The 21,273-nt window shown below is 71.5% G+C and carries 21 protein-coding genes, 5 tRNA genes and 1 pseudogene; 22 read left to right on the top strand and 5 right to left on the bottom strand.

Annotation, left to right across the window (positions count from 1 at the left end; translation table 11 throughout):
• Positions 1-21 precede the first annotated feature (21 nt).
• The 9 genes from AC067U_RS27960 (at position 22) to AC067U_RS27920 (ending at position 3,974) form a co-directional block, all read left to right on the top strand.
• Positions 22-207, top strand: a complete 186-nt coding sequence (locus AC067U_RS27960) for a hypothetical protein (protein ID WP_478832546.1) — start codon at positions 22-24, stop codon at positions 205-207.
• 81 nt (positions 208-288) lie between these two features.
• On the top strand, positions 289-1,095 hold the full coding sequence (locus AC067U_RS27955; protein WP_478832545.1) for a fumarylacetoacetate hydrolase family protein: 807 nt from the start codon (positions 289-291) through the stop codon (positions 1,093-1,095).
• Entirely contained in the window at positions 1,088-2,563 is a 1,476-nt protein-coding gene (gene gltX, locus AC067U_RS27950; RefSeq protein WP_478832544.1) for a glutamate--tRNA ligase, read from the top strand. Before AC067U_RS27955 ends, gltX begins: the two co-directional genes overlap by 8 nt.
• Positions 2,564-2,640: 77 nt before the next feature.
• Positions 2,641-3,369: an HAD family hydrolase gene (locus tag AC067U_RS27945; RefSeq protein ID WP_478832543.1), complete on the top strand. Its 729-nt coding sequence runs from the start codon at positions 2,641-2,643 to the stop codon at positions 3,367-3,369.
• Between the two features lie 92 nt (positions 3,370-3,461).
• Positions 3,462-3,533, top strand: a tRNA-Gln gene (locus AC067U_RS27940).
• 21 nt (positions 3,534-3,554) lie between these two features.
• Positions 3,555-3,627: transfer RNA gene (locus AC067U_RS27935), tRNA-Glu, on the top strand.
• 61 nt (positions 3,628-3,688) lie between these two features.
• Positions 3,689-3,764 (top strand) — tRNA-Glu (locus AC067U_RS27930).
• Between the two features lie 18 nt (positions 3,765-3,782).
• Positions 3,783-3,854: transfer RNA gene (locus tag AC067U_RS27925), tRNA-Gln, on the top strand.
• Positions 3,855-3,901: 47 nt separating this feature from the next.
• Positions 3,902-3,974, top strand: a tRNA-Glu gene (locus tag AC067U_RS27920).
• A gap of 187 nt (positions 3,975-4,161) precedes the next feature.
• On the opposite strand, the gene ndgR is transcribed toward AC067U_RS27920, so the two are convergent.
• Complete coding sequence (gene ndgR / locus AC067U_RS27915; protein WP_114054338.1) at positions 4,162-4,878, bottom strand: IclR family transcriptional regulator NdgR; 717 nt, start codon at positions 4,876-4,878, stop codon at positions 4,162-4,164.
• Between the two features lie 141 nt (positions 4,879-5,019).
• Here ndgR and leuC point away from each other — a divergent pair, with 141 nt between their 5' ends.
• From leuC to AC067U_RS27895, 4 genes are all read left to right on the top strand, one after another.
• On the top strand, positions 5,020-6,453 hold the full coding sequence (gene leuC / locus AC067U_RS27910; RefSeq protein ID WP_478832542.1) for a 3-isopropylmalate dehydratase large subunit: 1,434 nt from the start codon (positions 5,020-5,022) through the stop codon (positions 6,451-6,453).
• 6 nt (positions 6,454-6,459) lie between these two features.
• Positions 6,460-7,053 carry a 3-isopropylmalate dehydratase small subunit gene (gene leuD / locus AC067U_RS27905; RefSeq protein WP_478832541.1) on the top strand — a complete coding sequence of 198 codons (594 nt, stop codon included), beginning with the start codon at positions 6,460-6,462 and terminating at the stop codon, positions 7,051-7,053.
• Positions 7,054-7,189: 136 nt separating this feature from the next.
• Positions 7,190-7,417, top strand: coding sequence for an SCO5555 family protein (locus AC067U_RS27900; RefSeq protein WP_478832540.1), 228 nt, complete (start codon positions 7,190-7,192; stop codon positions 7,415-7,417).
• A gap of 179 nt (positions 7,418-7,596) precedes the next feature.
• A complete protein-coding gene (locus AC067U_RS27895) occupies positions 7,597-8,274 on the top strand; it encodes an HU family DNA-binding protein (protein WP_478832539.1) in 678 nt (225 codons plus the stop codon).
• Between the two features lie 322 nt (positions 8,275-8,596).
• On the opposite strand, the pseudogene cofC reads toward AC067U_RS27895, so the two are convergent.
• Positions 8,597-9,250: pseudogene (cofC, locus tag AC067U_RS27890) on the bottom strand (2-phospho-L-lactate guanylyltransferase); the annotation flags it as partial.
• A 145-nt stretch (positions 9,251-9,395) separates the two neighbouring features.
• On the opposite strand from cofC, the gene AC067U_RS27885 reads away from it, so the two are divergent.
• From AC067U_RS27885 to AC067U_RS27875, 3 genes are read left to right on the top strand one after another with little or no spacing between them, the layout of a single operon-like run.
• On the top strand, positions 9,396-10,148 hold the full coding sequence (locus AC067U_RS27885) for a lysophospholipid acyltransferase family protein (protein WP_478832538.1): 753 nt from the start codon (positions 9,396-9,398) through the stop codon (positions 10,146-10,148).
• The gene (locus AC067U_RS27880; RefSeq protein ID WP_478832537.1) at positions 10,145-11,170 is read left to right on the top strand and encodes an NAD(P)H-dependent glycerol-3-phosphate dehydrogenase; all 1,026 of its coding nucleotides are present in this window, start codon (positions 10,145-10,147) and stop codon (positions 11,168-11,170) included. Before AC067U_RS27885 ends, AC067U_RS27880 begins: the two co-directional genes overlap by 4 nt.
• A gap of 39 nt (positions 11,171-11,209) precedes the next feature.
• Complete coding sequence (locus AC067U_RS27875) at positions 11,210-12,376, top strand: D-alanine--D-alanine ligase family protein (protein WP_478832536.1); 1,167 nt, start codon at positions 11,210-11,212, stop codon at positions 12,374-12,376.
• Positions 12,377-12,464: 88 nt separating this feature from the next.
• Here the strand turns inward: AC067U_RS27875 and AC067U_RS27870 are convergent, their stop codons facing one another.
• Both AC067U_RS27870 and AC067U_RS27865 read right to left on the bottom strand, forming a co-directional pair.
• On the bottom strand, positions 12,465-12,956 hold the full coding sequence (locus AC067U_RS27870; protein WP_478832535.1) for a DUF3515 domain-containing protein: 492 nt from the start codon (positions 12,954-12,956) through the stop codon (positions 12,465-12,467).
• A 23-nt stretch (positions 12,957-12,979) separates the two neighbouring features.
• Entirely contained in the window at positions 12,980-13,213 is a 234-nt protein-coding gene (locus tag AC067U_RS27865) for an Lrp/AsnC family transcriptional regulator (RefSeq protein ID WP_150207150.1), read from the bottom strand.
• A 244-nt stretch (positions 13,214-13,457) separates the two neighbouring features.
• Between AC067U_RS27865 and AC067U_RS27860 the strand changes: the two genes are divergently transcribed.
• Both AC067U_RS27860 and thiD read left to right on the top strand, forming a co-directional pair.
• A complete protein-coding gene (locus AC067U_RS27860; protein ID WP_478832534.1) occupies positions 13,458-14,438 on the top strand; it encodes a thiamine-phosphate kinase in 981 nt (326 codons plus the stop codon).
• Complete coding sequence (gene thiD, locus AC067U_RS27855) at positions 14,435-15,304, top strand: bifunctional hydroxymethylpyrimidine kinase/phosphomethylpyrimidine kinase (RefSeq protein ID WP_478832533.1); 870 nt, start codon at positions 14,435-14,437, stop codon at positions 15,302-15,304. The genes AC067U_RS27860 and thiD overlap by 4 nt, the downstream gene beginning before the upstream one ends.
• Positions 15,305-15,509: 205 nt before the next feature.
• Here the strand turns inward: thiD and rpmB are convergent, their stop codons facing one another.
• Complete coding sequence (gene rpmB / locus AC067U_RS27850) at positions 15,510-15,695, bottom strand: 50S ribosomal protein L28 (protein WP_064070327.1); 186 nt, start codon at positions 15,693-15,695, stop codon at positions 15,510-15,512.
• Positions 15,696-16,028: 333 nt separating this feature from the next.
• Here rpmB and AC067U_RS27845 point away from each other — a divergent pair, with 333 nt between their 5' ends.
• The 4 genes from AC067U_RS27845 to coaD all read left to right on the top strand — a co-directional run bounded on the left by AC067U_RS27845 (position 16,029) and on the right by coaD (position 21,184).
• On the top strand, positions 16,029-17,693 hold the full coding sequence (locus tag AC067U_RS27845; protein WP_478832532.1) for a DAK2 domain-containing protein: 1,665 nt from the start codon (positions 16,029-16,031) through the stop codon (positions 17,691-17,693).
• A 128-nt stretch (positions 17,694-17,821) separates the two neighbouring features.
• Positions 17,822-20,038: an ATP-dependent DNA helicase RecG gene (gene recG, locus AC067U_RS27840; protein ID WP_478832642.1), complete on the top strand. Its 2,217-nt coding sequence runs from the start codon at positions 17,822-17,824 to the stop codon at positions 20,036-20,038.
• A gap of 73 nt (positions 20,039-20,111) precedes the next feature.
• A complete protein-coding gene (rsmD, locus tag AC067U_RS27835) occupies positions 20,112-20,690 on the top strand; it encodes a 16S rRNA (guanine(966)-N(2))-methyltransferase RsmD (RefSeq protein WP_478832531.1) in 579 nt (192 codons plus the stop codon).
• A gap of 14 nt (positions 20,691-20,704) precedes the next feature.
• Positions 20,705-21,184: a pantetheine-phosphate adenylyltransferase gene (gene coaD, locus AC067U_RS27830; RefSeq protein WP_478832641.1), complete on the top strand. Its 480-nt coding sequence runs from the start codon at positions 20,705-20,707 to the stop codon at positions 21,182-21,184.
• The last annotated feature ends 89 nt before the right edge of the window (positions 21,185-21,273 follow it).

The raw sequence follows: 21,273 nt of genomic DNA, 5'->3' as shown, positions 1-21,273 counted from the left end.
CCGACAGGGCCGAACACTCCGATGAAGACGACCATGATGTTCCGCAACATAGCCAACCCCCGCCGCACCACCCTCGCGCACCTGAAGGACGCCGAGGAGCTGGAGGCGGTCACGGTTCCGGAGCACCCGGTCGAGCTGCCGGCCCAGACGGCCAACCCCCGCCGCACGGTCCTGATGGTCGCGCCCGTCGCCGCCGCGCAGCAGTAAACGACGCCGGTCAGGCCCCTCGGCCGCGTTAGCCTGGACCCGCAGACTCCAGCCAGCGGAACAGAGGGGCAGGCGCGACCCTTGCGCATCGCCAGATTTTCGATCGACGGAAATGTCGCCTTCGGTGTCGTGGAGGGCAGCGACGCCCCCGGCGACGAGAGCACACTCGTCATCGACATCATCAAGGGCATCCCGTTCGCGGACTTCGAGCTCTCCGGCACGAAGGTCCCGCTGAGCAAGGTCCGGCTGCTGCCGCCGGTGCTCCCCAACAAGGTCGTGGCCATCGGCCGCAACTACGCGGAGCACGCGGCGGAGCTCGGCAACGCCATCTTCGACGATGAAGGCCGTCCGGACGCCCCGATCACCTTCTTCAAACCCTCCACCTCGGTGGTGGGCCCGGGCGACCCGATCGCCTACCCGTCCTTCTCGCAGGAGCTCCACCACGAGGCGGAGCTGGCCGTGGTCATCGGCCGCATGTGCCGCGAGGTGCCCCGGGAGCGCGTCAAGGACGTGATCCTCGGCTACACCTGCGCCAACGACGTCACCGCGCGCGACGTCCAGCAGCGCGAGAAGCAGTGGGCCCGGGCCAAGGGCTTCGACAGCTCCTGCCCGCTCGGCCCCTGGATCGAGACCGAGCTCGACCCGTCCGACCTCGCCGTGCAGTGCACGGTCAACGGCGAACAGCGGCAGCTCGGCCGCACCAGCGAGATGGTCCGTTCCATCGAGGACCTCATCGTGCACATCACCGAGGCGATGACGCTGCTTCCCGGCGACGTCGTCCTCACGGGGACCCCGGCCGGAGTCGGACCCCTCAACGTCGGCGACGAGGTCGCCGTCACCATCGAAGGCATCGGCACTCTCACCAACAAGGTGATCAAGCGTGGCTAACGGCTCCGTCCGCGTACGTTTCTGTCCCTCTCCGACCGGCAACCCCCACGTGGGCCTGGTCCGTACCGCCCTGTTCAACTGGGCGTTCGCCCGCCACCACGGCGGTACGTTCGTCTTCCGCATCGAGGACACCGACGCGGCCCGCGACTCCGAGGAGTCGTACGAGCAGCTCCTCGACTCGCTGAAGTGGCTCGGCTTCACGTGGGACGAGGGCCCCGAGATCGGCGGCCCGCACGCCCCGTACCGCCAGTCCCAGCGGATGGACATCTACGCGGACGTCGCGAAGAAGCTCATCGAGGGCGGCTACGCCTACCACTGCTACTGCACCGCCGAGGAGCTGGACGAGCGCCGCGAACTCGCCCGCCGCGAGGGCCGCCCGTCCGGCTACGACGGCATGTGCCGCGTGGTCACCGAGGAGCAGAAGGCCGCCTACGACGCCGAGGGCCGCACCCCGATCGTGCGCTTCCGGATGCCCGACGAGCCGATCACCTTCACCGACCTGGTCCGCGGCGAGCTCACCTTCACCCCGGAGAACGTGCCCGACTACGGCATCCTCCGGGCCAACGGCGCCCCTCTGTACACCCTGGTCAACCCGGTCGACGACGCGCTGATGGAGATCACCCACGTGCTGCGCGGCGAGGACCTGCTGTCCTCCACCCCGCGCCAGATCGCGCTCTACAAGGCGCTGATCGAGCTGGGCGTCGCCAAGGAGGTCCCCTCCTTCGGCCACCTGCCGTACGTGATGGGCGAGGGCAACAAGAAGCTCTCCAAGCGCGACCCGCAGTCCTCGCTGAACCTCTACCGCGAGCGCGGCTTCCTGCCCGAGGGCCTCCTCAACTACCTCTCCCTCCTCGGCTGGTCGTTCTCCGCCGACCAGGACCTCTTCACCATCGAGGAGATGGTGGCGAAGTTCGACATCGCGGACGTCAACGCCAACCCGGCCCGCTTCGACCTGAAGAAGTGCGAGGCCATCAACGCCGAGCACATCCGCCGGCTGGACCCGAAGGCCTTCGCGGACGCCTGCACCCCGTGGCTGCGCGCCCCGCACGCCCCCTGGGCGCCCGAGGACTTCGACCAGGCTGCCTGGGAGGCCATCGCGCCGCACGCCCAGACCCGCGTCACGGTCCTCTCGGACATCACGGCCAACGTGGACTTCCTCTTCCTCCCCGAGCCGGTCTCCGACGAGCCGTCCTGGGAGAAGGCGATGAAGGGCGACCCGGCCGCGCTGCTGACCACCGCCCGCGCCAACCTGGAGTCCGCGAACTGGTCGGACCCGGAGTCGCTCAAGCAGGCCGTGCTCACCGCCGGCGAGGCCCACGGCCTCAAGCTCGGCAAGGCCCAGGCCCCGGTCCGGGTGGCCGTCACCGGCCGCACGGTCGGCCTGCCCCTCTTCGAGTCCCTGGAGATCCTGGGCAAGGAGAAGACCCTGACCCGCATCGACGCGGCCCTGGCGAAGCTCGCCGGCTGAGTCGTTCGTCACGTCCCGCAAGCCCTTCACCGCCGAACCGGGCGGTGAAGGGCTTGCTTCGTTGTAGCGTCGGTCACATGCCGGTCCGCGCCGTCCTCTGGGACATCGACGACACCCTCTTCGACTACACGGGTGCGGACACGGCCGGGCTGGCGCGGCACCTAGCCGACGAGGGGCTGGCGGAGCGGTACGGAGCTCCGGCGCAGGCGCTGGCGCGCTGGCGGGAGGCCACCGACCGGCACTGGGCGCGGTTCGCGGCCGGGGAGACGGGCTTCCAGGAGCAGCGCTGGGACCGGGTGCGGGACTTCCTGGAGCGGCCCGCCATGGGCGACGAGGAGGCCGCCTCGTGGTTCGGCCGCTACGTGGCGCACTACGAGGCCGCCTGGACGGTCTTCCCGGACGTGCTGCCCGCCCTGGACGCCCTCGCGGGAACGCACCGGCACGGGGTGCTCTCCAATTCGAGCCTGGCCAACCAGGACCGCAAACTGCGCACCCTGGGCCTGCGGGAGCGCTTCGAGGTGCTGCTCTGCGCCGCCGAGCTGGGCGTGAGCAAGCCCGAGGCCGCGGCCTTCCTGGCCGCCTGTACGGCGTTGGGGCTGGAGCCGGGCGAGGTGGCCTACGTGGGGGACCAGCCGGAGATCGACGCCCGCGGGGCCCGGGACGCCGGCCTGGTCGCCGTATGGCTGGATCGCGACGGTGAGCGCGGGCCCGGACCGGACGGCGCGCACCGCATCACCGGTCTGGATCAGCTGCCCGAGGTGCTGGCCGGGGATACCCGTTTTGGAGCACGGTCAGGCATCCGGTAATGTTCTTTCTGCGCCGCCGGGGCGGGCCGAAAGGGCCGGAACCACGGAGGCGCCACTCAGAACGAAACCCCCTACGGTGGGTTGAGTTTTGGTGGGGTATGGTGTAATTGGCAACACGGCTGATTCTGGTTCAGTTGTTCTAGGTTCGAGTCCTGGTACCCCAGCACAGTGCGCATGCAGTGCTTGCCCCCGTTGTGTAGCGGCCTAGCACGCCGCCCTCTCAAGGCGGTAGCGCCGGTTCGAATCCGGTCGGGGGTACAGATCCTTCCCGCGAGGTCTCCTGGGTAGCTCCCGGACGCCTCGATGCAGGATCGCTAGGGCCCCCGTTGTGTAGCGGCCTAGCACGCCGCCCTCTCAAGGCGGTAGCGCCGGTTCGAATCCGGTCGGGGGTACCAACTGGTTTATACCACCAGTGGCCTATGGTGTAATTGGCAGCACGACTGATTCTGGTTCAGTTAGTCTTGGTTCGAGTCCAGGTAGGCCAGCGCAGAGTAACATCATGCGACTAGCGTCGCGTGTAATTCAAGATCTTGCCCCCGTTGTGTAGCGGCCTAGCACGCCGCCCTCTCAAGGCGGTAGCGCCGGTTCGAATCCGGTCGGGGGTACCTGGGGAAAAGGCCCTCCGCGATCATCGCGGAGGGCCTTTTCGCATGCCCGGTGTGTGGGCCCACGCGCCTCCGGGCCCACAGGGGACGGCGGGCCCGCAGAAGAGCGGGCCCGGAGGCGCGTGGCAGGACGTGTGCGGCGTCGTACGCGCCCCCGGGCCCGGGGGATGAATAGGGAAGTGTCAGGTCAGCCGGCCCGGCGCAGCGCCTCCGTGAGACGTGCGGCCGCGTCGATGACCGCCTGCGCGTGCATCCGGCCCGGGTGGCGGGTCAGCCGCTCGATCGGCCCGGAGACCGACACGGCGGCCACCACGCGGTTCGACGGCCCGCGCACGGGCGCCGAGACGGAGGCCACGCCGGGCTCCCGCTCGCCGATCGACTGCGCCCAGCCGCGGCGCCGGACACCCGACAGGGCCGTCGCCGTGAAACGCGCGCCCTGCAGGCCCCGGTGCAGCCGCTCGGGCTCCTCCCAGGCCATCAGGATCTGCGCGGCCGAGCCGGCCTTCATCGGGAGCGTGGAGCCGACCGGCACCGTGTCCCGAAGACCGGACAGCCGCTCGGCGGCCGCCACGCAGATACGCATGTCCCCCTGCCGGCGGTAGAGCTGCGCACTCTCCCCGGTCACATCGCGGAGGTGGGTGAGTACCGGTCCCGCCGTGGCCAGCAGGCGGTCCTCGCCGGCCGCGGCGGCGAGCTCCGCCAGCCGCGGACCGAGGATGAACCGGCCCTGCATGTCCCTCGCCACCATCCGGTGGTGTTCCAGTGCCACGGCAAGGCGATGTGCCGTGGGTCGTGCGAGCCCTGTCGCCGCGACCAGCCCGGCGAGGGTGGCCGGACCGGACTCCAGTGCGCTCAAAACCAGAGCTGCCTTGTCGAGAACGCCGACGCCGCTAGAGTTGTCCATGCAACGATATTCACGTCTCACACTGTGAAACGCAAGTTCAAATTTTCCAAGAACCCGCCAGTCTGTATGTACGGGCCCACGAACCACTGGGTTCGGGATCTCTAGGAGTGCCGGGACAACCAGCCGGCCGGAGGGAAAGCGATGGGTAGGACACTCGCGGAGAAGGTCTGGGACGACCATGTCGTCCGGCGCGCCGAGGGCGAGCCCGATCTCCTCTTCATCGATCTGCACCTGCTGCACGAGGTGACCAGCCCGCAGGCCTTCGAGGGACTGCGCCAGGCCGGCCGCAAGGTCCGACGCCTCGACCTCACCATCGCGACCGAGGACCACAACACCCCCACCGTCGACATCGACAAGCCGATCGCCGACCCGGTCTCCCGGGCGCAGCTGGAGACGCTGCGGCGCAACTGCGCCGAGTTCGGTGTCCGCCTGCACTCGCTGGGCGACGTCGAGCAGGGCGTCGTCCACGTGGTGGGACCGCAGCTGGGGCTGACCCAGCCCGGCACCACCGTGGTCTGCGGCGACTCCCACACCTCCACGCACGGCGCCTTCGGCGCGCTGGCCTTCGGTATCGGCACCAGCCAGGTCGAGCACGTGCTGGCCACCCAGACGCTGCCGCTGGCCCGCCCCAAGACCATGGCCATCACGGTCACCGGCGCGCTGGCCGAGGGCGTCACCGCCAAGGACCTGATCCTGGCGATCATCGCCAAGATCGGCACCGGCGGCGGCCAGGGCTACGTCCTGGAGTACCGCGGCGAGGCCATCGAGAAGCTCTCGATGGAAGCCCGCATGACCATCTGCAACATGTCGATCGAGGCCGGCGCCCGCGCGGGCATGATCGCCCCCGACCAGACCACCTTCGACTACCTGCTGGGCCGCGACCACGCCCCCGCGGGCGAGGACTGGGACGCCGCCGTCGCGTACTGGAAGACCCTGCGCACCGACGAGGACGCGGTCTTCGACGCCGAGGTCGTCATCGACGGCTCCGCGCTGACCCCGTTCGTCACCTGGGGCACCAACCCCGGCCAGGGCGCGCCGCTGTCGGCCAACGTCCCCGACCCGGCTTCGTACGAGGACCCTTCGGAGCGTCTGGCCGCCGAAAAGGCCCTGGAATACATGGGGTTGGAGGCCGGTCAGCCGCTGCGGGACATCAGGGTCGACACCGTCTTCGTAGGTTCCTGCACCAACGGCCGGATCGAGGACCTGCGCGCCGTCGCGGACATCATCAAGGGCCGCAAAGTCGCCGACGGCGTACGGATGCTGGTGGTCCCCGGTTCCGCCCGGGTCGGCCTGCAGGCCGTCGACGAGGGCCTGGACCAGGTCTTCAAGGAGGCCGGCGCCGAATGGCGGCACGCGGGCTGCTCGATGTGCCTGGGCATGAACCCCGACCAGTTGGCCCCCGGTGAGCGTTCCGCCTCCACCTCCAACCGCAACTTCGAGGGCCGGCAGGGCAAGGGCGGACGTACCCACCTGGTCTCCCCGCAGGTGGCCGCGGCCACCGCGGTGCTGGGCCACCTGGCCTCGCCCGCCGACCTGACCGCGTCCCCGGCCGTTCCCGCCCCCTCCGGAGTCTGATCAACCATGGAAGCCTTCACCACGCACACCGGCCGGGCCGTACCGCTGCGCCGCAGCAACGTCGACACCGACCAGATCATCCCGGCCCACTGGCTGAAGAAGATCACCCGCGACGGTTTCGAGGACGGTCTCTTCGAGGCCTGGCGCAAGGACCCCGAGTTCGTCACCAACCGCCCGGAGCGCCAGGGCGCGACCGTGCTCGTGGCGGGCCCCGACTTCGGCACCGGCTCCTCCCGCGAGCACGCCGTGTGGGCGCTGCAGAACTACGGTTTCAAGACGGTCATCTCCTCCCGGTTCGCCGACATCTTCCGCGGCAACTCCCTGAAGAACGGTCTGCTGACCGTGGTCCTGCCGCAGGAGACCGTCGACCGGCTCTGGGAGCTGACCGAGGCCGACCCCACCGCCGAGATCACCGTCGACCTCGTGGCCCGCCAGGTCCGCGCGGCCGGAATCGAGGCCGAGTTCGAGCTGGACGACAACGCCCGCTGGCGTCTGCTGGAGGGTCTGGACGACATCTCCCTCACCCTTCAGAACGAAGACGACATCGCCCGGTACGAAAGCGCGCGACCGGCCTTCAAGCCCCGTACGATTCGCGCCTGATTCCGTCTGATCAGGGGTTATTCACCCTGAGGTGATCGCGTTCCGCGCACTGTGCCCCCCGCCTTCCGGCGGGGGGCACAGTCGTATGTTGAGGGCACGTGAGGCGACAACTCGCCCCAGATGGCACAATCTGTGCATGGAACGCGACAGTCAACTCGAGCTCGGTGAACTCGTCGCGGACCGGTTGAAAGAAGCACACGCGAAGGTGCGCTCACTGCAAGTCCCGGAGGGCGTAAGGATGGCGCTGACCCGGAAGCTGTTGGTCGTCACGGCCGCGGCGAAGCATGATCTCGCCGATGCGGCAAGGCGCCTGGACAGGTTGATGAAGGACCTCGACGAGGGTCGATTCCCTGAAGGCGACTGATGCGAAGGAACTCCGCGGCGGCGTACTCGGTGAGGTACTCGACGACGTACTCAACGACGTACACCGTTGCGGCACTAGGGTGATTAGCCCGTTTCGTGTTTGATTTGCGGTATATATCCGCCTAACGTGCGAAATAGCTTGAACACATTCGTTCCGGCGATGTCTCCGAAGGGGAAGACGTGAACAAGGCGCAGCTCGTAGAAGCGATTGCCGACAAGCTCGGCGGCCGCCAGCAGGCCGCGGACGCCGTCGACGCGGTGCTCGACGCGATGGTCCGCGCGGTGGTCGCGGGCGACCGCGTCTCGGTCACGGGCTTCGGCTCGTTCGAGAAGGTGGACCGTCCGGCCCGTTACGCCCGCAACCCGCAGACGGGTGAACGCGTACGGGTCAAGAAGACCTCGGTGCCCCGCTTCCGCGCGGGCCAGGGCTTCAAGGACCTGGTCAGCGGCACCAAGAAGCTCCCCAAGGGCGACGAGGTGGCCGTGAAGAAGGCCCCGAAGGGCAGCCTGACGGGAGGTGCCTCGGCCACGGTCAAGAAGGCCGCGGCCAAGAAGACCACCGCGGCGAAGAAGGCCGCGGGCGTGAAGAAGACGACGGCCGCGGCGAAGAAGACCACCGCTGCCGTGAAGAAGACCACGGCTGCGGCGAAGAAGACCACGGCCGCGGCCAAGAAGACCGCCGCGAAGAAGACCACGGCGGCCGCGAAGAAGGCCGCCCCGGCGAAGACCGCGGCGAAGAAGACCACCGCGAAGAAGACCGCGCCCGCCAAGAAGGCCGTCGCGAAGAAGGCGCCGGCCAAGAAGACCACGGCGCGCAAGACGACCACCGCGAAGAAGACCACCGCCCGCAAGAAGTAGGGCGGCAGCAGTCACACACGTCGGGCGGGTCTCCCTCTGCGGGAGACCCGCCCGCGGTGTTCCGGCACGCCGGCGACGTGCTCGGGGGGCTGTCGGGGGGCTGTCAGAACGTCTGCAGGGTGACCAGGGTGATCCGCAGGGCGCTGCCCTCGCCCTCGGTCTCGATCCGCACCCGCTGGCCCGGCCGCAGCAGGCGCAGGCCGCCCGCGTCGAAGGCCGGAGCCTCGAAGGGCACCGGGGTGCCGTCGTCCAGCAGCACACTGCCGCTGCGGGTCTGCTCGTCGTACGTGAACGCGGTTGCCTGCATACCCGCACTGTATCGGGCCGTGTACGGGCCCAGGCCCAGGGCCGAGGCCGCCCGGAGATCCGCCCCGGTGTCCACGTCCCGGCGCACGCTGCCGACCCCGGACAGGAGGATTTCCACCGCCCCCGAGGCCGAATGCCGCAGCCGTGACGCCCCGCCGAACGCGGGCGCCAATTCCACCCCCGGAGCCGCCGAAAGCAAGGTCGTTCCGATTCCTGCCGCATCCGCCAGAAATGCCCGGGGGAAATCCCCCGCGATTTCGAGCACGCGTAGCAATTCCGGCGGCCGCAGCGCCGGCAGGTCCGCGTTCATCGCGGCCACCGGAGCCCGTGGCCGGGCCGCCCGTACCGCCCGTGCCCCGTGGGCCAGCGCCGCGTTGAGCCCCGCTCCCGGGACGTCCGGCACGATCCGCGCCCCCAGGCGCGCCAGTTCCGCCCCGGCCCGCGGATCGTCCGTGACGACCGCCACATCCCGTACGGCAGGGCAGGCCAGCGCCGCCGCCACGGTGTCCTGCGCGAACGCCAGCGCGAGCCCGGCACGGTCCGGACCGGCCGCCGCCGCCAGGCGGCTCTTGGCAGCGGAGAGGGGTTTCAGCGGTACCACCAGACTCCACCCCGCGTTCGCCCGTCCCACCCCGCTCACCCGCCCTCCCCTCGCGCACCGCACCGCCATTGTCTCCCCGGGTCCCACGGCCCGTGGGCCCGGTGCCGCGAGCGAGGCGTACGGTGTTCTCGACAGAGACCGGACCCGGGGCCACACTTGTCCGGCCGACCAGGTGCCCCGCCACCGAAAACCGGTCCAAGAGGAAGGTGCACGAGTGTCCCGCCGCAGAATCGGCTTCTGGTACCGCCTGGCCGCGGTCATCGCCAAACCGCCGCTGGTAGTGCTGTTCAAGCGGGACTGGCGGGGAATGGAGCACATTCCGGCCGACGGAGGCTTTATCACCGCCGTCAATCACAACTCGTATCTGGACCCGCTGTCCTACGCGCACTACCAGTACAACACCGGCCGGGTACCGCGCTTTCTCGCGAAGGCCGGCCTCTTCAAGGCGCCATTCGTCGGCATGATGCTGCGCGGCACCGGCCAGATCCCCGTCTACCGCGAGACCACCAACGCCATGGACGCCTTCCGGGCCGCCGTGGACGCGATCGAACGCGGCGAATGCGTGGCGATCTACCCCGAGGGCACCATCACCCGGGACCCCGACGTCTGGCCGATGGCCGGCAAGACCGGCGCCGCCCGGATCGCCCTGCTCACCAAGGCCCCCGTCATCCCGGTGGCCCAGTGGGGCGCCAACTTGGCGATGCCGCCGTACGCCAAGGAGAAGAAGGTCAGCCTCTTCCCGCGGAAGACCCTCACGGTGCTCGCCGGACCGCCCGTGGACCTCTCCGCCTTCCACGACCGCGAGCCCACGCCCGAGGTGCTCAGGGAAGCCACCGAGGTCATCATGGCGGCCATCACCCGGCTGCTGGAGGAACTGCGCGGCGAACAGGCCCCCGCGCAGCCCTACGACCACCGCAGGGCCAGGGCGGAGCAGCGGCGCAGGGCCGCGGGGGAGGGCACGAAGTGAAGCGTCCCGTCACGGACCGGCCCGTCAGGGTCGGGGTCTTCGCCGCGGGGTCCTGGGGCACCGCCTTCGGCATGGTGATGGCCGACGCCGGCTGCGAGGTCACCCTCTGGCACCGCCGCCCGGAGCTCGTCGAGGCCATCAACACCACCCGCACCAACCCGGACTACCTCCCCGGCATCGAACTCCCGGAGAACCTGCGCGCCACCGGCGACGCCGCCGAGGCCGCCCGGGACGCCGACTTCACGGTGCTCTCCATCCCCTCGCAGACCCTGCGCGGCAACCTCGCCGAGTGGGCCCCGCTGCTGGCCCCCGACACCGTGCTGGTCTCCCTGATGAAGGGCATCGAACTCGGCACCGCCAAGCGGATGAGCGAGGTCATCGAGGAGGTCGCCAAGGTCCGTGCCGAGCGGGTGGCCGTGGTCACCGGCCCCAACCTGGCCCGGGAGATCGCCCAGCGGCAGCCCGCCGCCTCCGTCGTCGCCTGCACGGACGAGTCCGTGGCCCGCCGCCTCCAGGCCGCCTGCCACACCCCGTACTTCCGCCCCTACACCAACACCGACGTGGTCGGCTGCGAGCTCGGCGGCGCCGTCAAGAACGTCATCGGCCTCGCGGTGGGCATCGCCGACGGCATGGGGCTCGGCGACAACACCAAGGGCTCCCTGATCACCCGCGGTCTCGCCGAAACGACCCGGCTGGGCCTGGCGATGGGCGCCGACGCGCTCACCTTCTCCGGCCTGGCCGGACTCGGCGACCTGGTCGCGACCTGCTCCTCACCGCTGTCCCGGAACCACACCTTCGGCACCAACCTGGGCCGCGGCATGAGCCTGGAAGAGACCATCGCGGTCACCAAGCAGACCGCCGAAGGCGTCAAGTCCTGCCAGTCGGTGGCCGATCTGGCACGCCGCCACGGGGTCGACATGCCGATCACCGACACGGTCGTCGACATCGTCCACCACGGCAAGCCGCCGCTGGTCGCACTGAAGGACCTGATGGGACGCAGCGCCAAACCGGAACGGAGCTGACACCTTTCCGGACGTCTGAGCGGGTACTCTCGTGGCGATATGAGCAGCGAGAACCTCCCCCAGACCCCTGAGCAGCAGGGCCGCAAGCCCCGTGTGGCCGTCGTGTTCGGCGGCCGCAGCTCGGAACACGCCATCTCGGTCGTCACGGCGGGCGCCGTGCTCAGGTCCATCGACCGGTCCAAGTACGAGGTGCTGCCGATCGGCATCACCACCGACGGCCGCTGGGCGCTGACCGCCGACGTGCCGGGCCGGATGGCCATCACCGAGGGCAAGCTCCCCAGCGTGGCGGAGCTCGCCGAGTCCGAGGACGGCGCCGTCCTCCTCCCCGTGGACCCGGCCAGCCGCGAGGTCCTCTACACCGAACCCGGCGCCGTGCCCAAGGCGCTGGGCGAGGTCGACGTGGTCTTCCCGGTCCTGCACGGCCCGTACGGCGAGGACGGCACCCTCCAGGGCCTCCTGGAGCTCTCCGGCACCCCGTACGTCGGCTCCGGCGTCCTCGCCTCGGCCGTCGGCCAGGACAAGGAGTACATGAAGCGGGTGTTCAGCTCGTTCGGGCTGGCCGTCGGCCCGCACCTGACCGTCCGCCCCCGCGAGTGGGCCCAGGCCTCCGACGGGGGCGCCGCCGCCCGCGACCGCATCCTGGACTTCGCCGCCGAGCACGGCTGGCCGCTGTTCATCAAGCCCGCCCGGGCCGGCTCCTCCATCGGCATCACCAAGGTCGACGACGTCTCCGGCCTGGCCGCGGCCGTCAAGGAGGCCCAGCGCCACGACCCGAAGATCATCGTCGAGGCGCTGCTGCGCGGCCGCGAGATCGAGGTCGGCGTGCTGGAGTTCGAGGACGGCCCGCGGGCCAGCGTCCCTGCCGAGATCCCGCCGGTCTCCAGCCACGACTTCTACGACTTCGAGGCGAAGTACATCGACTCGGCGTCCGGGATCGTGCCCGCGCCGCTCACCCCGGAGCAGACCGCCGAGGTCCAGCGGCTCGCCGTGGAGGCGTACGAGGCGGCCTCCTGCGAGGGCCTGGTGCGTGCCGACTTCTTCCTCACCGAGGACGGCACCTTCGTCATCAACGAGATCAACACCATGCCCGGCTTCACGCCGATCTCCATGTACCCGCGGATGTGGCAGGAGTCGGGCATCGAGTACCCGGAGCTGGTCGACCTGCTGATCCAGGCCGCCCTGCGCCGGTCCACCGGCCTGCGCTAGCGCCGCGCGTCACCGAACCGCCCGCCGGGCCGCTCCCGGCGGGCGGTTCGGCGCGCGGCACCGGCCCGGTACGGGGGCGGGCACCGGCTCAGTACGGGGCGATTCCCTCGGGGATGGTCCTGGCGACGGCCGCCGAAAGGCCGACCAGCATCCCGGCGTCCTTGGCGTGCTCCTCGTCCACCACGACCTCGGTGTACGCCTTGCGGAGCCCGGTGGTGAACCGGAACCCGCCGCCGTCCAGCTGCTCCATCAGCCAGCCCACACCGTTCACCGTGATGCCCTCCTGCTCCGGATCCAGCATCTTCCCGGGCCGGGGGATCCCGCACCGCAGTACGATCGCCGAGCCGCCCCACGAGGCGGTCAGCTCGGACCCGGGATCCGTCCCGGTCCGCTCCAGACCGGCCACGGTGTCCGGGAGCTCCCTGTGCAGCGCGGCACAGAGCCCCGCGACCTCCGCGGGAGGCGCGGGCGGGGGCTCCACCCGGGCGACCCGGTCGCCCGACGCGCAGCCCCCGAGGACGAGGGCGGCGATCAGGGCGGGCGGGGCCAGCAGACCGACGGGCCGGCGGTGGAGGGACATCACCGGCCAAGAGTAGACGGGGGCTACAGATGGACCACCGGGCAGGTCAGCGTGCGGGTGATCCCTTCGACCTGCTGGACCTTGGCGACCACCATGCGGCCGAGCTCGTCCACGGTGTCGGCCTGGGCGCGCACGATCACGTCGTACGGCCCGGTCACGTCCTCGGCCTGGATCACCCCCGAGATCTGGCCGATGGCTTCGGCGACCGACGACGCCTTGCCCACCTCGGTCTGAATGAGGATGTACGCCTGTACCACGGAACCTCCAGGGCCGCCACGAGGAGCATTTCCCCTACCCTCGGGGTGGGCCCGGTCGATCGGGTGGGCCCGGGGGAGAAGAGACGCCACGGTACCGCGTCGCCGAGGGCCACGGGGAGACCCGGGGACCAGGCGCCGCGTGCTGCGGGGCGTACGAAGAGCAGAAGTTGACGTATCTGTTGACGGTACCCAGAGCTGTGACGGCTCGCGACCGCAAGCGGACTGGGCCAGAAGGAGCACAGCGATGAAGGGCACTGTGGGCGAGCTGGGAGAGTTCGGGCTCATCAGGGAGCTCACCTCCCGGCTCACCACCACCTCGGCCGTACGGCTCGGGCCCGGCGACGACGCCGCCGTGGTGTCCGCCCCCGACCGGCGGGTCGTGGCCAGCACGGACATCCTGCTGGAGGGCAGGCACTTCCGCCGTGACTGGTCCACCGCGTACGACGTCGGCCGCAAGGCCGCCGCGCAGAACCTGGCGGACATCGCCGCCATGGGTGCCGTCCCGACCGCGCTGTTGCTCGGCCTGGTGGTGCCCGCGGAGCTGCCGGTCACCTGGCCCACGGAACTCATGGACGGACTGCGCGACGAATGTCAGGTCGCGGGTGCCGCGGTGGTCGGCGGCGACATCGTCCGCGGCGACACCATCACCGTGGCCATCACCGCCCTCGGCGACCTGCGCAACCACGAGCCGGTCACCCGGTCCGGCGCGCAGCCCGGCGACGTGGTCGCCGTGACGGGCTGGCTGGGCTGGTCCGCGGCGGGCTACGCCGTGCTGTCCCGCGGCTTCCGCTCCCCGCGGGCCTTCGTGGAGGCGCACCGGCGCCCCGAGCCGCCGTACCACGCGGGCCCGGCGGCCGCCGGACTCGGCGCAACGGCCATGACGGACGTCAGCGACGGCCTGGTCGCCGACCTCGGCCACATCGCCGAGGCCAGCAAGGTGCGGATCGACCTGCGCTCCGCCGCGATCGACATCCCCACCCAGATGTTCGACATCGGGCAGGCCGTCGGCGTGGACCCGCTCCAGTGGGTGCTCTCCGGCGGCGAGGACCACGCCATCGTGGCCACCTTCCCGCCGGACGTGAAGCTGCCGGCCCGCTGGAAGGTGATCGGCGAGGTGCTGAACCCGTCCGCGCAGCCCCAGGTCACCGTCGACGGCGCGCCCTGGACCAGCACGGGCGGCTGGGACCACTTCGGCGGCGAGGACACCGAGGAGCCGACGCGATGACCACGGCCGGGACCACCTCGGAGAGCACTCCCGGGAGCACGTCCGAGACCGCTCCCGAGACCGCTCCCGCGAGCCCGGCGCCGCCGCTCTGCCTGACGGTGGCCGGATCCGATTCCGGCGGCGGGGCGGGCATCCAGGCCGACCTGAAGGCCATGCAGGCCCTGGGCGTCCACGGGATGAGCGTGCTGACCGCCGTGACCGCCCAGAACTCCCTGGGTGTCCACGGGGTCTGGGAGCTGCCGGTGGAGGCCGTCACGGCCCAGTACCGGGCCGTGACGGACGACATCGGCGTGCACGCGGTGAAGACCGGCATGCTGGCCTCCGCGCCGCTGGTGGAGACCGTGGCGGGGCTGCTGGCCGGTACGGACGCCCCGGCCGTGGTGGACCCGGTGGGCGTCTCCAAGCACGGGGACCCGCTGCTCGCCGCCTCCGCGCTGGACGCCGTACGGAAGCTGCTGCTGCCGGAGGCCACCGTGGCCACCCCCAACCTGGACGAGGTGGCCCAGCTCACCGGGGTGACCGTGGAGACCGAGGACGACATGCGGCGGGCCGCGGAGGCGGTGCTCGGCTTCGGCCCGGAGTGGGCACTGATCAAGGGCGGGCACCTGGCGGCCGGGCAGGAGGCCGTCGACCTGCTGACGGACGGCGTCTCGGAGCTGTGGCTGCGCGCCCCCCGGTACGACAACCGGCACACCCACGGCACCGGCTGCACCCTGGCGAGCGCGATCGCGGCCGGGCTGGCCAAGGGCCAGGACGTGCCGCAGGCCGTCATGGAGGCGAAGGAGTACGTCACCGGGGCGATCCGGGCCGGCTTCGCGCTCGGCGGCGGCATCGGGCCGGTGGACCACGCCTGGCAGTGGCGCTGATCCGGCGGATCACGGAGAAGACGGGAGAGGGGCCTGCCGCGTACGGCATGCCCCTCTCCCGTATGCCCGCGGCGGCCGGGACGTTCGGCCGGTGCCGGATCGCTCCGTGGCGGACCACCCGGTGCCGGGCATGGCAAAAAGCCGGCCCACCGTGAGGTGGACCGGCTTCTCGGGCAACCGGAAGGGCTGCGCTACGACGGGAGCGTCAGCGCGAGACCTTGCCGGCCTTGATGCACGAGGTGCAGGCGTTGAGGCGCTTCGGCGTCCCACTGACCACGGCACGGACGCGCTGGATGTTCGGGTTCCAGCGACGGGACGTACGGCGGTGCGAGTGCGAGATGTTGTTGCCGAAGCCCGGCCCCTTGCCGCAAACGTCGCAGTTGGCAGCCACAGGTCACTCCAAAGACTTCAGATGCACTTACAGTGAATTCCGGCGCACCGGAATCAGAGATCTGAAGTGGTTTGCCGGGGGATGGCCCGACTCTCATCGGGCAACCGGGACAGCATACAACGAATGTTGTCGTCCCAGAAAACTACCGTGACTCCTCCCCCTCCTTGCGAGAGGGGGCTTCTCACTCGGGACCAGCAGGTCCCTCATGACGGCCGAGCCCTGACCGTTGCCCTGGGGCAGGCCCACAGATTACTACAGGGATCGACCCGGCCGTCCTGGCCCGCCCTTCGTTACCCTGCGGTGAACGCCACCCTGTAGGAGGAGGAACGCCCGGTGCCGCACGAGTCGCAGATCCTCGACGCCGAAGCGGTGCGCACCTGGAGCTCGCTCGCCCTGGCCGCGCTGGGCCGGGCCCGCGAGGAGATCGACGCCATCAACGTCTACCCGGTGGCGGACGCGGACACCGGCACCAACCTCTTCCTGACCGCCGAAGCCGCAGCCCACGAGGTCGAGCAGGCGTGCGCCCACATCACCGAGGGCACGGCCCCGCTCTCCCTCGGCGAGGCCGTACGGGCCTACGCGCGCGGCGCCCTCATAGGCGCCCGCGGCAACTCCGGCACGATCCTGGCCCAGCTGCTGCGCGGCATCGCCGACGTGCTCGCCGCCCCCGGGGACACCGCCCCCGGGGACACCGGCCCCGAGGCGGCGGGGGAGCGGCTGGCCAAGGCCCTGGCCCGCGCCGCCGAGTCCGCCTACCAGGCCGTGGCCCATCCCGTCGAGGGCACCATGCTCACCGTCGCCGGAGCCGCCGCCCTGGCCGCCCGGAACGCCGCCGGAACGCCCGCCGCCGTCGCCCGCGCCGCCTACGACGGGGCCCGCGCCGCCCTGGAGCGGACCCCCGGCCAGCTGGCCGTGCTGGGCCGGGCCGGGGTGGTCGACGCGGGCGGCTGCGGCCTGGTCGCCGTACTGGGCGCGCTCTGGCAGGCCCTGTCCGGACAGGACCCGGCAGCCGACCCGGTGCCCGGCCGGCACGTGCCGGTGCCCGAGCCGCGGCACGACGGGCCCTGCGACGCGGAGGATCCGGGCGGCCCCGCGTACGAGGTGATCTACCTGTTGGACGCCGCGGACGAGGCCGTCGCCGGGCTGCGCGAGCGGCTCGACGCCCTCGGCGACTCGCTCGTGGTGGTCGGCGGGGAGGGGCTGTGGAACGTGCACGTCCACGTCGACGACCCCGGCGCCGCGGTGGAGGCCGGCGTGGTCGCCGGACGGCCGCACCGGATCCGCATCACCCACTTCGGCGACGAACGGCGCCGGGCGGCGGCCGCCGCCGAGCGCGACCGGCGGGCCGTGGTGGCCGTGTGCCCCGGCGAGGGACTCGCGGAGCTGTGCGGGGAGGCGGGCGCGACCACCGTGCTCGGCCGCCCCGCGGAGCCGACCGCGGTCGAGGACCTGGTGGACGCGATCCGGCGGGCCCACGCCCGCGAGGTGGTGCTGCTGCCGAACGACGCCGACCTGCGCGGTGCCGCGGCCGCCGCCGCCGAGCGGGTGCGCACCGACGGGGTCCGGGTGGCGGTCATCCCGACCCGGTCGGCGATCCAGGGCCTGGCCGCCCTCGCCGTCCACGACCCCGGCGGCAGCTTCGACGAGGACGTGGTCGCCATGACCTCCGCCGCCGGAGCCACCCGCTACGCCGAACTCGCCTACGCCGAGCGCCAGTCCTTCACCTCCGCGGGCATCTGCCAGGCCGGCGACGTCCTCGGCCTGATCGACGGCGACGTCGCCGTCATCGGCGGCACCCTGCCGGACACCGCCGAGGCGGTGCTGGCCCGCATGCTGGGCTCGGGCGGCGAACTGGTCACCCTGGTCCTCGGCCCCGAGGCCCCGCCCTCCCTCGCCGCCCGCCTGGAGAGGTACGTCCGCGACGGCTACCTGGCCGTGGAAACCGTCACGTATCACGGCGGCCGCCACTCCGCTCCGCTGCTGATCGGCGTGGAGTAGCCCCCCCACCAGGGGCGCGGGAAACCGCGCGTAGGCCCCGCCACGCGGCCCGGCCTGCGCCTGCCGGGCCACGGCAGCCAGGTCTTCCCCCGCCCGCCCGCACCCCGCTGTCGGCGCCATGGTGTGCAATAGGACACGTGCCCGGACTGGAAGAACCGCTCAAGAAAACCCTCGGCCCCGCCACCGGCAAGGTGCTCGCCGAGCAGCTCGGCCTGCACACGGTCGGCGACCTGCTGCACCACTACCCCCGCCGATACGCCGAGCGCGGCGAGCTCACCGCCCTCGCCGAGCTCGCCGACCAGCTCGACGAGCACGTCACGGTGGTCGCGCAGGTGGCCGACGCGCGGATCCTCACCTTCAACGGCGGCCGCGGCAGACGCCTCGAAGTCACCATCACCGACGGCGCGGGCCGCCTCCAGCTCGTCTTCTTCGGCTCCGGCGTGCACAAGCCGCACAAGGACCTGCTGCCCGGCACCCGCGCGATGTTCGCCGGCAAGGTCGGCATGTTCAACCGCAAGCTCCAGCTCTCCCACCCCGCCTACGAGCTGCTCAGCGGCGAGGGCTCCGACCGCGAGGCCGTGGACGCCTTCGCCGGCCGGCTCATCCCGATCTACCCGGCCTGCGCGAAGCTGGAGACCTGGAAGATCTCCAAGGCCGTCGACGCGATCCTGCCGCGCGCCGCGGACGCCCTCGATCCGCTGCCCCCCGCCCTCCGCGAGGGCCGCGGCATGCTCACGCTCCCCGAGGCCCTCCAGCACATCCACCGGCCGCGCACCAAGGCCGAGGTGGCCGCCGCCCGCGACCGCCTCAAGTGGGACGAGGCGTTCGTCCTCCAGGTGGCACTGGCGCGCCGCCGGTACGCCGACACCCAGCTGCCCGCCGTGGCCCGCCGCCCCGCCCCCGGCGGCATGCTCGACGCCTTCGACGCCAAACTGCCGTTCACCCTCACCGAGGGCCAGCAGAAGGTCTCCAAGGAGATCTTCGACGACCTCGCCACCGAACACCCCATGCACCGCCTCCTCCAGGGCGAGGTCGGCTCCGGAAAGACGATGGTCGCGCTGCGCGCCATGCTGGCCGTGGTCGACTCCGGCGGACAGGCCGCCATGCTCGCGCCCACCGAGGTGCTCGCCCAGCAGCACCACCGGTCGATCACCGAGATGATGGGCGAGCTCGCCGAGGGCGGGATGCTCGGCGGGGCCGAGCAGGGCACCAAGGTGGTGCTGCTCACCGGCTCCATGGGGATGCCCGCCCGCCGCCAGGCCCTGCTCGACCTGGTCACCGGCGAGGCCGGCATCGTCATCGGCACGCACGCGCTGATCGAGGACAAGGTGCAGTTCCACGACCTCGGCCTGGTCGTCGTCGACGAACAGCACCGCTTCGGCGTGGAGCAGCGCGACGCCCTGCGGTCCAAGGGGAAGCAGCCGCCGCACCTGCTGGTGATGACCGCCACCCCCATCCCGCGCACCGTCGCCATGACCGTCTTCGGCGACCTGGAGACCTCCGTCCTGGACCAGCTGCCCGCCGGCCGCTCCCCGATCGCCACCCATGTCGTGCCCGCCAAGGACAAGCCGCACTTCCTCACCCGGGCCTGGGAGCGGGTCCGCGAGGAGGTCGGCAAGGGCCACCAGGCGTACGTGGTGTGCCCCCGGATCGGGGACGGCGAGGACGAGCCGAAGAAGAAGACCGCCGGCTCCTCCGGCGAGCCCTCCGCCGAGGACCTCGCCGAGAAGCGGCCGCCGCTGGCCGTGCTCGACATCGCCGAGCAGCTGCGCACCGGCCCGCTGGCCGGGCTGGCCGTGGAGGTGCTGCACGGCCGGATGGACCCGGCCGACAAGGACGAGGTGATGCGCCGGTTCGCGGCCGGCGAGGTCCAGGTGCTGGTCGCCACCACGGTCATCGAGGTCGGGGTGAACGTGCCCAACTCCACCGCGATGGTGATCATGGACGCTGACCGGTTCGGCGTCTCCCAGCTGCACCAGCTCCGCGGCCGCGTCGGCCGCGGCTCCGCCCCCGGCCTCTGCCTGCTGGTCAGCGAAATGCCCGAGGCCAGCCAGGCCAGGGCCCGGCTCGCCGCCGTCGCCGCCACCCTCGACGGCTTCGAGCTCTCCCGGATCGACCTGGAGCAGCGCCGCGAGGGCGACGTGCTCGGCCAGGCCCAGTCCGGGGTCCGGTCCTCGCTGCGGATGCTCGCCGTCATCGAGGACGAGGAGATCATCGCCCAGGCCCGCGAGGAGGCGGCCCGGGTGGTCGCCGCCGACCCGGACCTGGAGCGGCTGCCCGGCCTGCGGACCGCCCTCGACGCACTTCTCGACACCGAGCGGGAGCAGTACCTGGAGAAGGGCTGACAATGGGGGTGGCCGCACAGCCAGGGCGGTGCCCCCTTCCGCAGACCGCCTTCCGCAGACCGAAGGAACCCAGATGACCCGCGTGATCGCCGGCACCGCCGGCGGCCGACGGCTGGCCGTGCCGCCCGGCACCGGCACCCGGCCGACCTCCGACCGGGCGCGCGAGGGCCTGTTCTCCACCTGGGAGTCCCTGCACGGGGTGGAGGGGGCCAGGGTGCTCGACCTGTACGGCGGCTCCGGCGCCGTGGGCCTGGAGGCCCTCTCCCGGGGTGCCTCGCACACGCTGCTCGTCGAGGCCGACGCCCGGGCCGCGAAGGCCATCCGCGACAACATCCGCGTACTGGGCCTGCCGGGGGCCGAGTTCCGCGCCGGCAAGGCCGAGCAGATCGCCGCCGGCCCGCCGCCCGGCGAGCCCTACGACATCGTCTTCCTGGACCCGCCGTACGCCGTGACCGGCCACGATCTTGGCGAGATCCTGCTCACACTCCGGTCCAATGGCTGGCTCACCGGGGATGCGCTCGTCACCGTGGAGCGCAGCACTCGAAGCGGCGCGTTCCCCTGGCCGGACGGGTTCGAGCCGCTCCGCTCCCGGCGGTACGGCGAAGGCACCCTCTGGTACGGTCGCGCCGCTCTCACCAGCGAAGACTCATGAACGAGGGAGTTCAGTTGCGCCGCGCCGTCTGTCCGGGATCCTTCGACCCCATCACCAACGGACACCTCGACATCATCGGACGCGCCTCCAAGCTCTACGACGTCGTCCACGTCGCCGTGATGATCAACCAGTCCAAGAAGGGGCTGTTCACGGTCGAGGAGCGGATCGAGCTCATCCGCGAGGCGGTCGCCGACTACGGCAACGTCGAGGTGGAGTCCTTCCACGGCCTGCTCGTCGACTTCTGCAAGCAGCGCGACATCCCCGCCATCGTCAAGGGGCTGCGCGCGGTCAGCGACTTCGACTACGAGCTCCAGATGGCCCAGATGAACAACGGGCTCACGGGTGTCGAGACCCTGTTCGTGCCCACCAACCCCACCTACAGCTTCCTCTCGTCCTCGCTGGTCAAGGAGGTCGCCGCCTGGGGCGGCGACGTCTCCCACCTGCTGCCGCCGCACGTGCACGCGGCCCTGGTCCAGCGGCTCGCCGAGCGCTGACCCGGCCCCCGGGCCGCTGAGGTCGCCGCAGGGAGCCTCCGGCGCCCCCCGGGTGGCCGTACAGTCGTCCCGTCCGTCTCGGGAACCAC

This window comes from Streptomyces sp. NPDC043853 (assembly GCF_056436025.1).
This window is presented reverse-complemented; position numbering and strand designations above follow the sequence as displayed.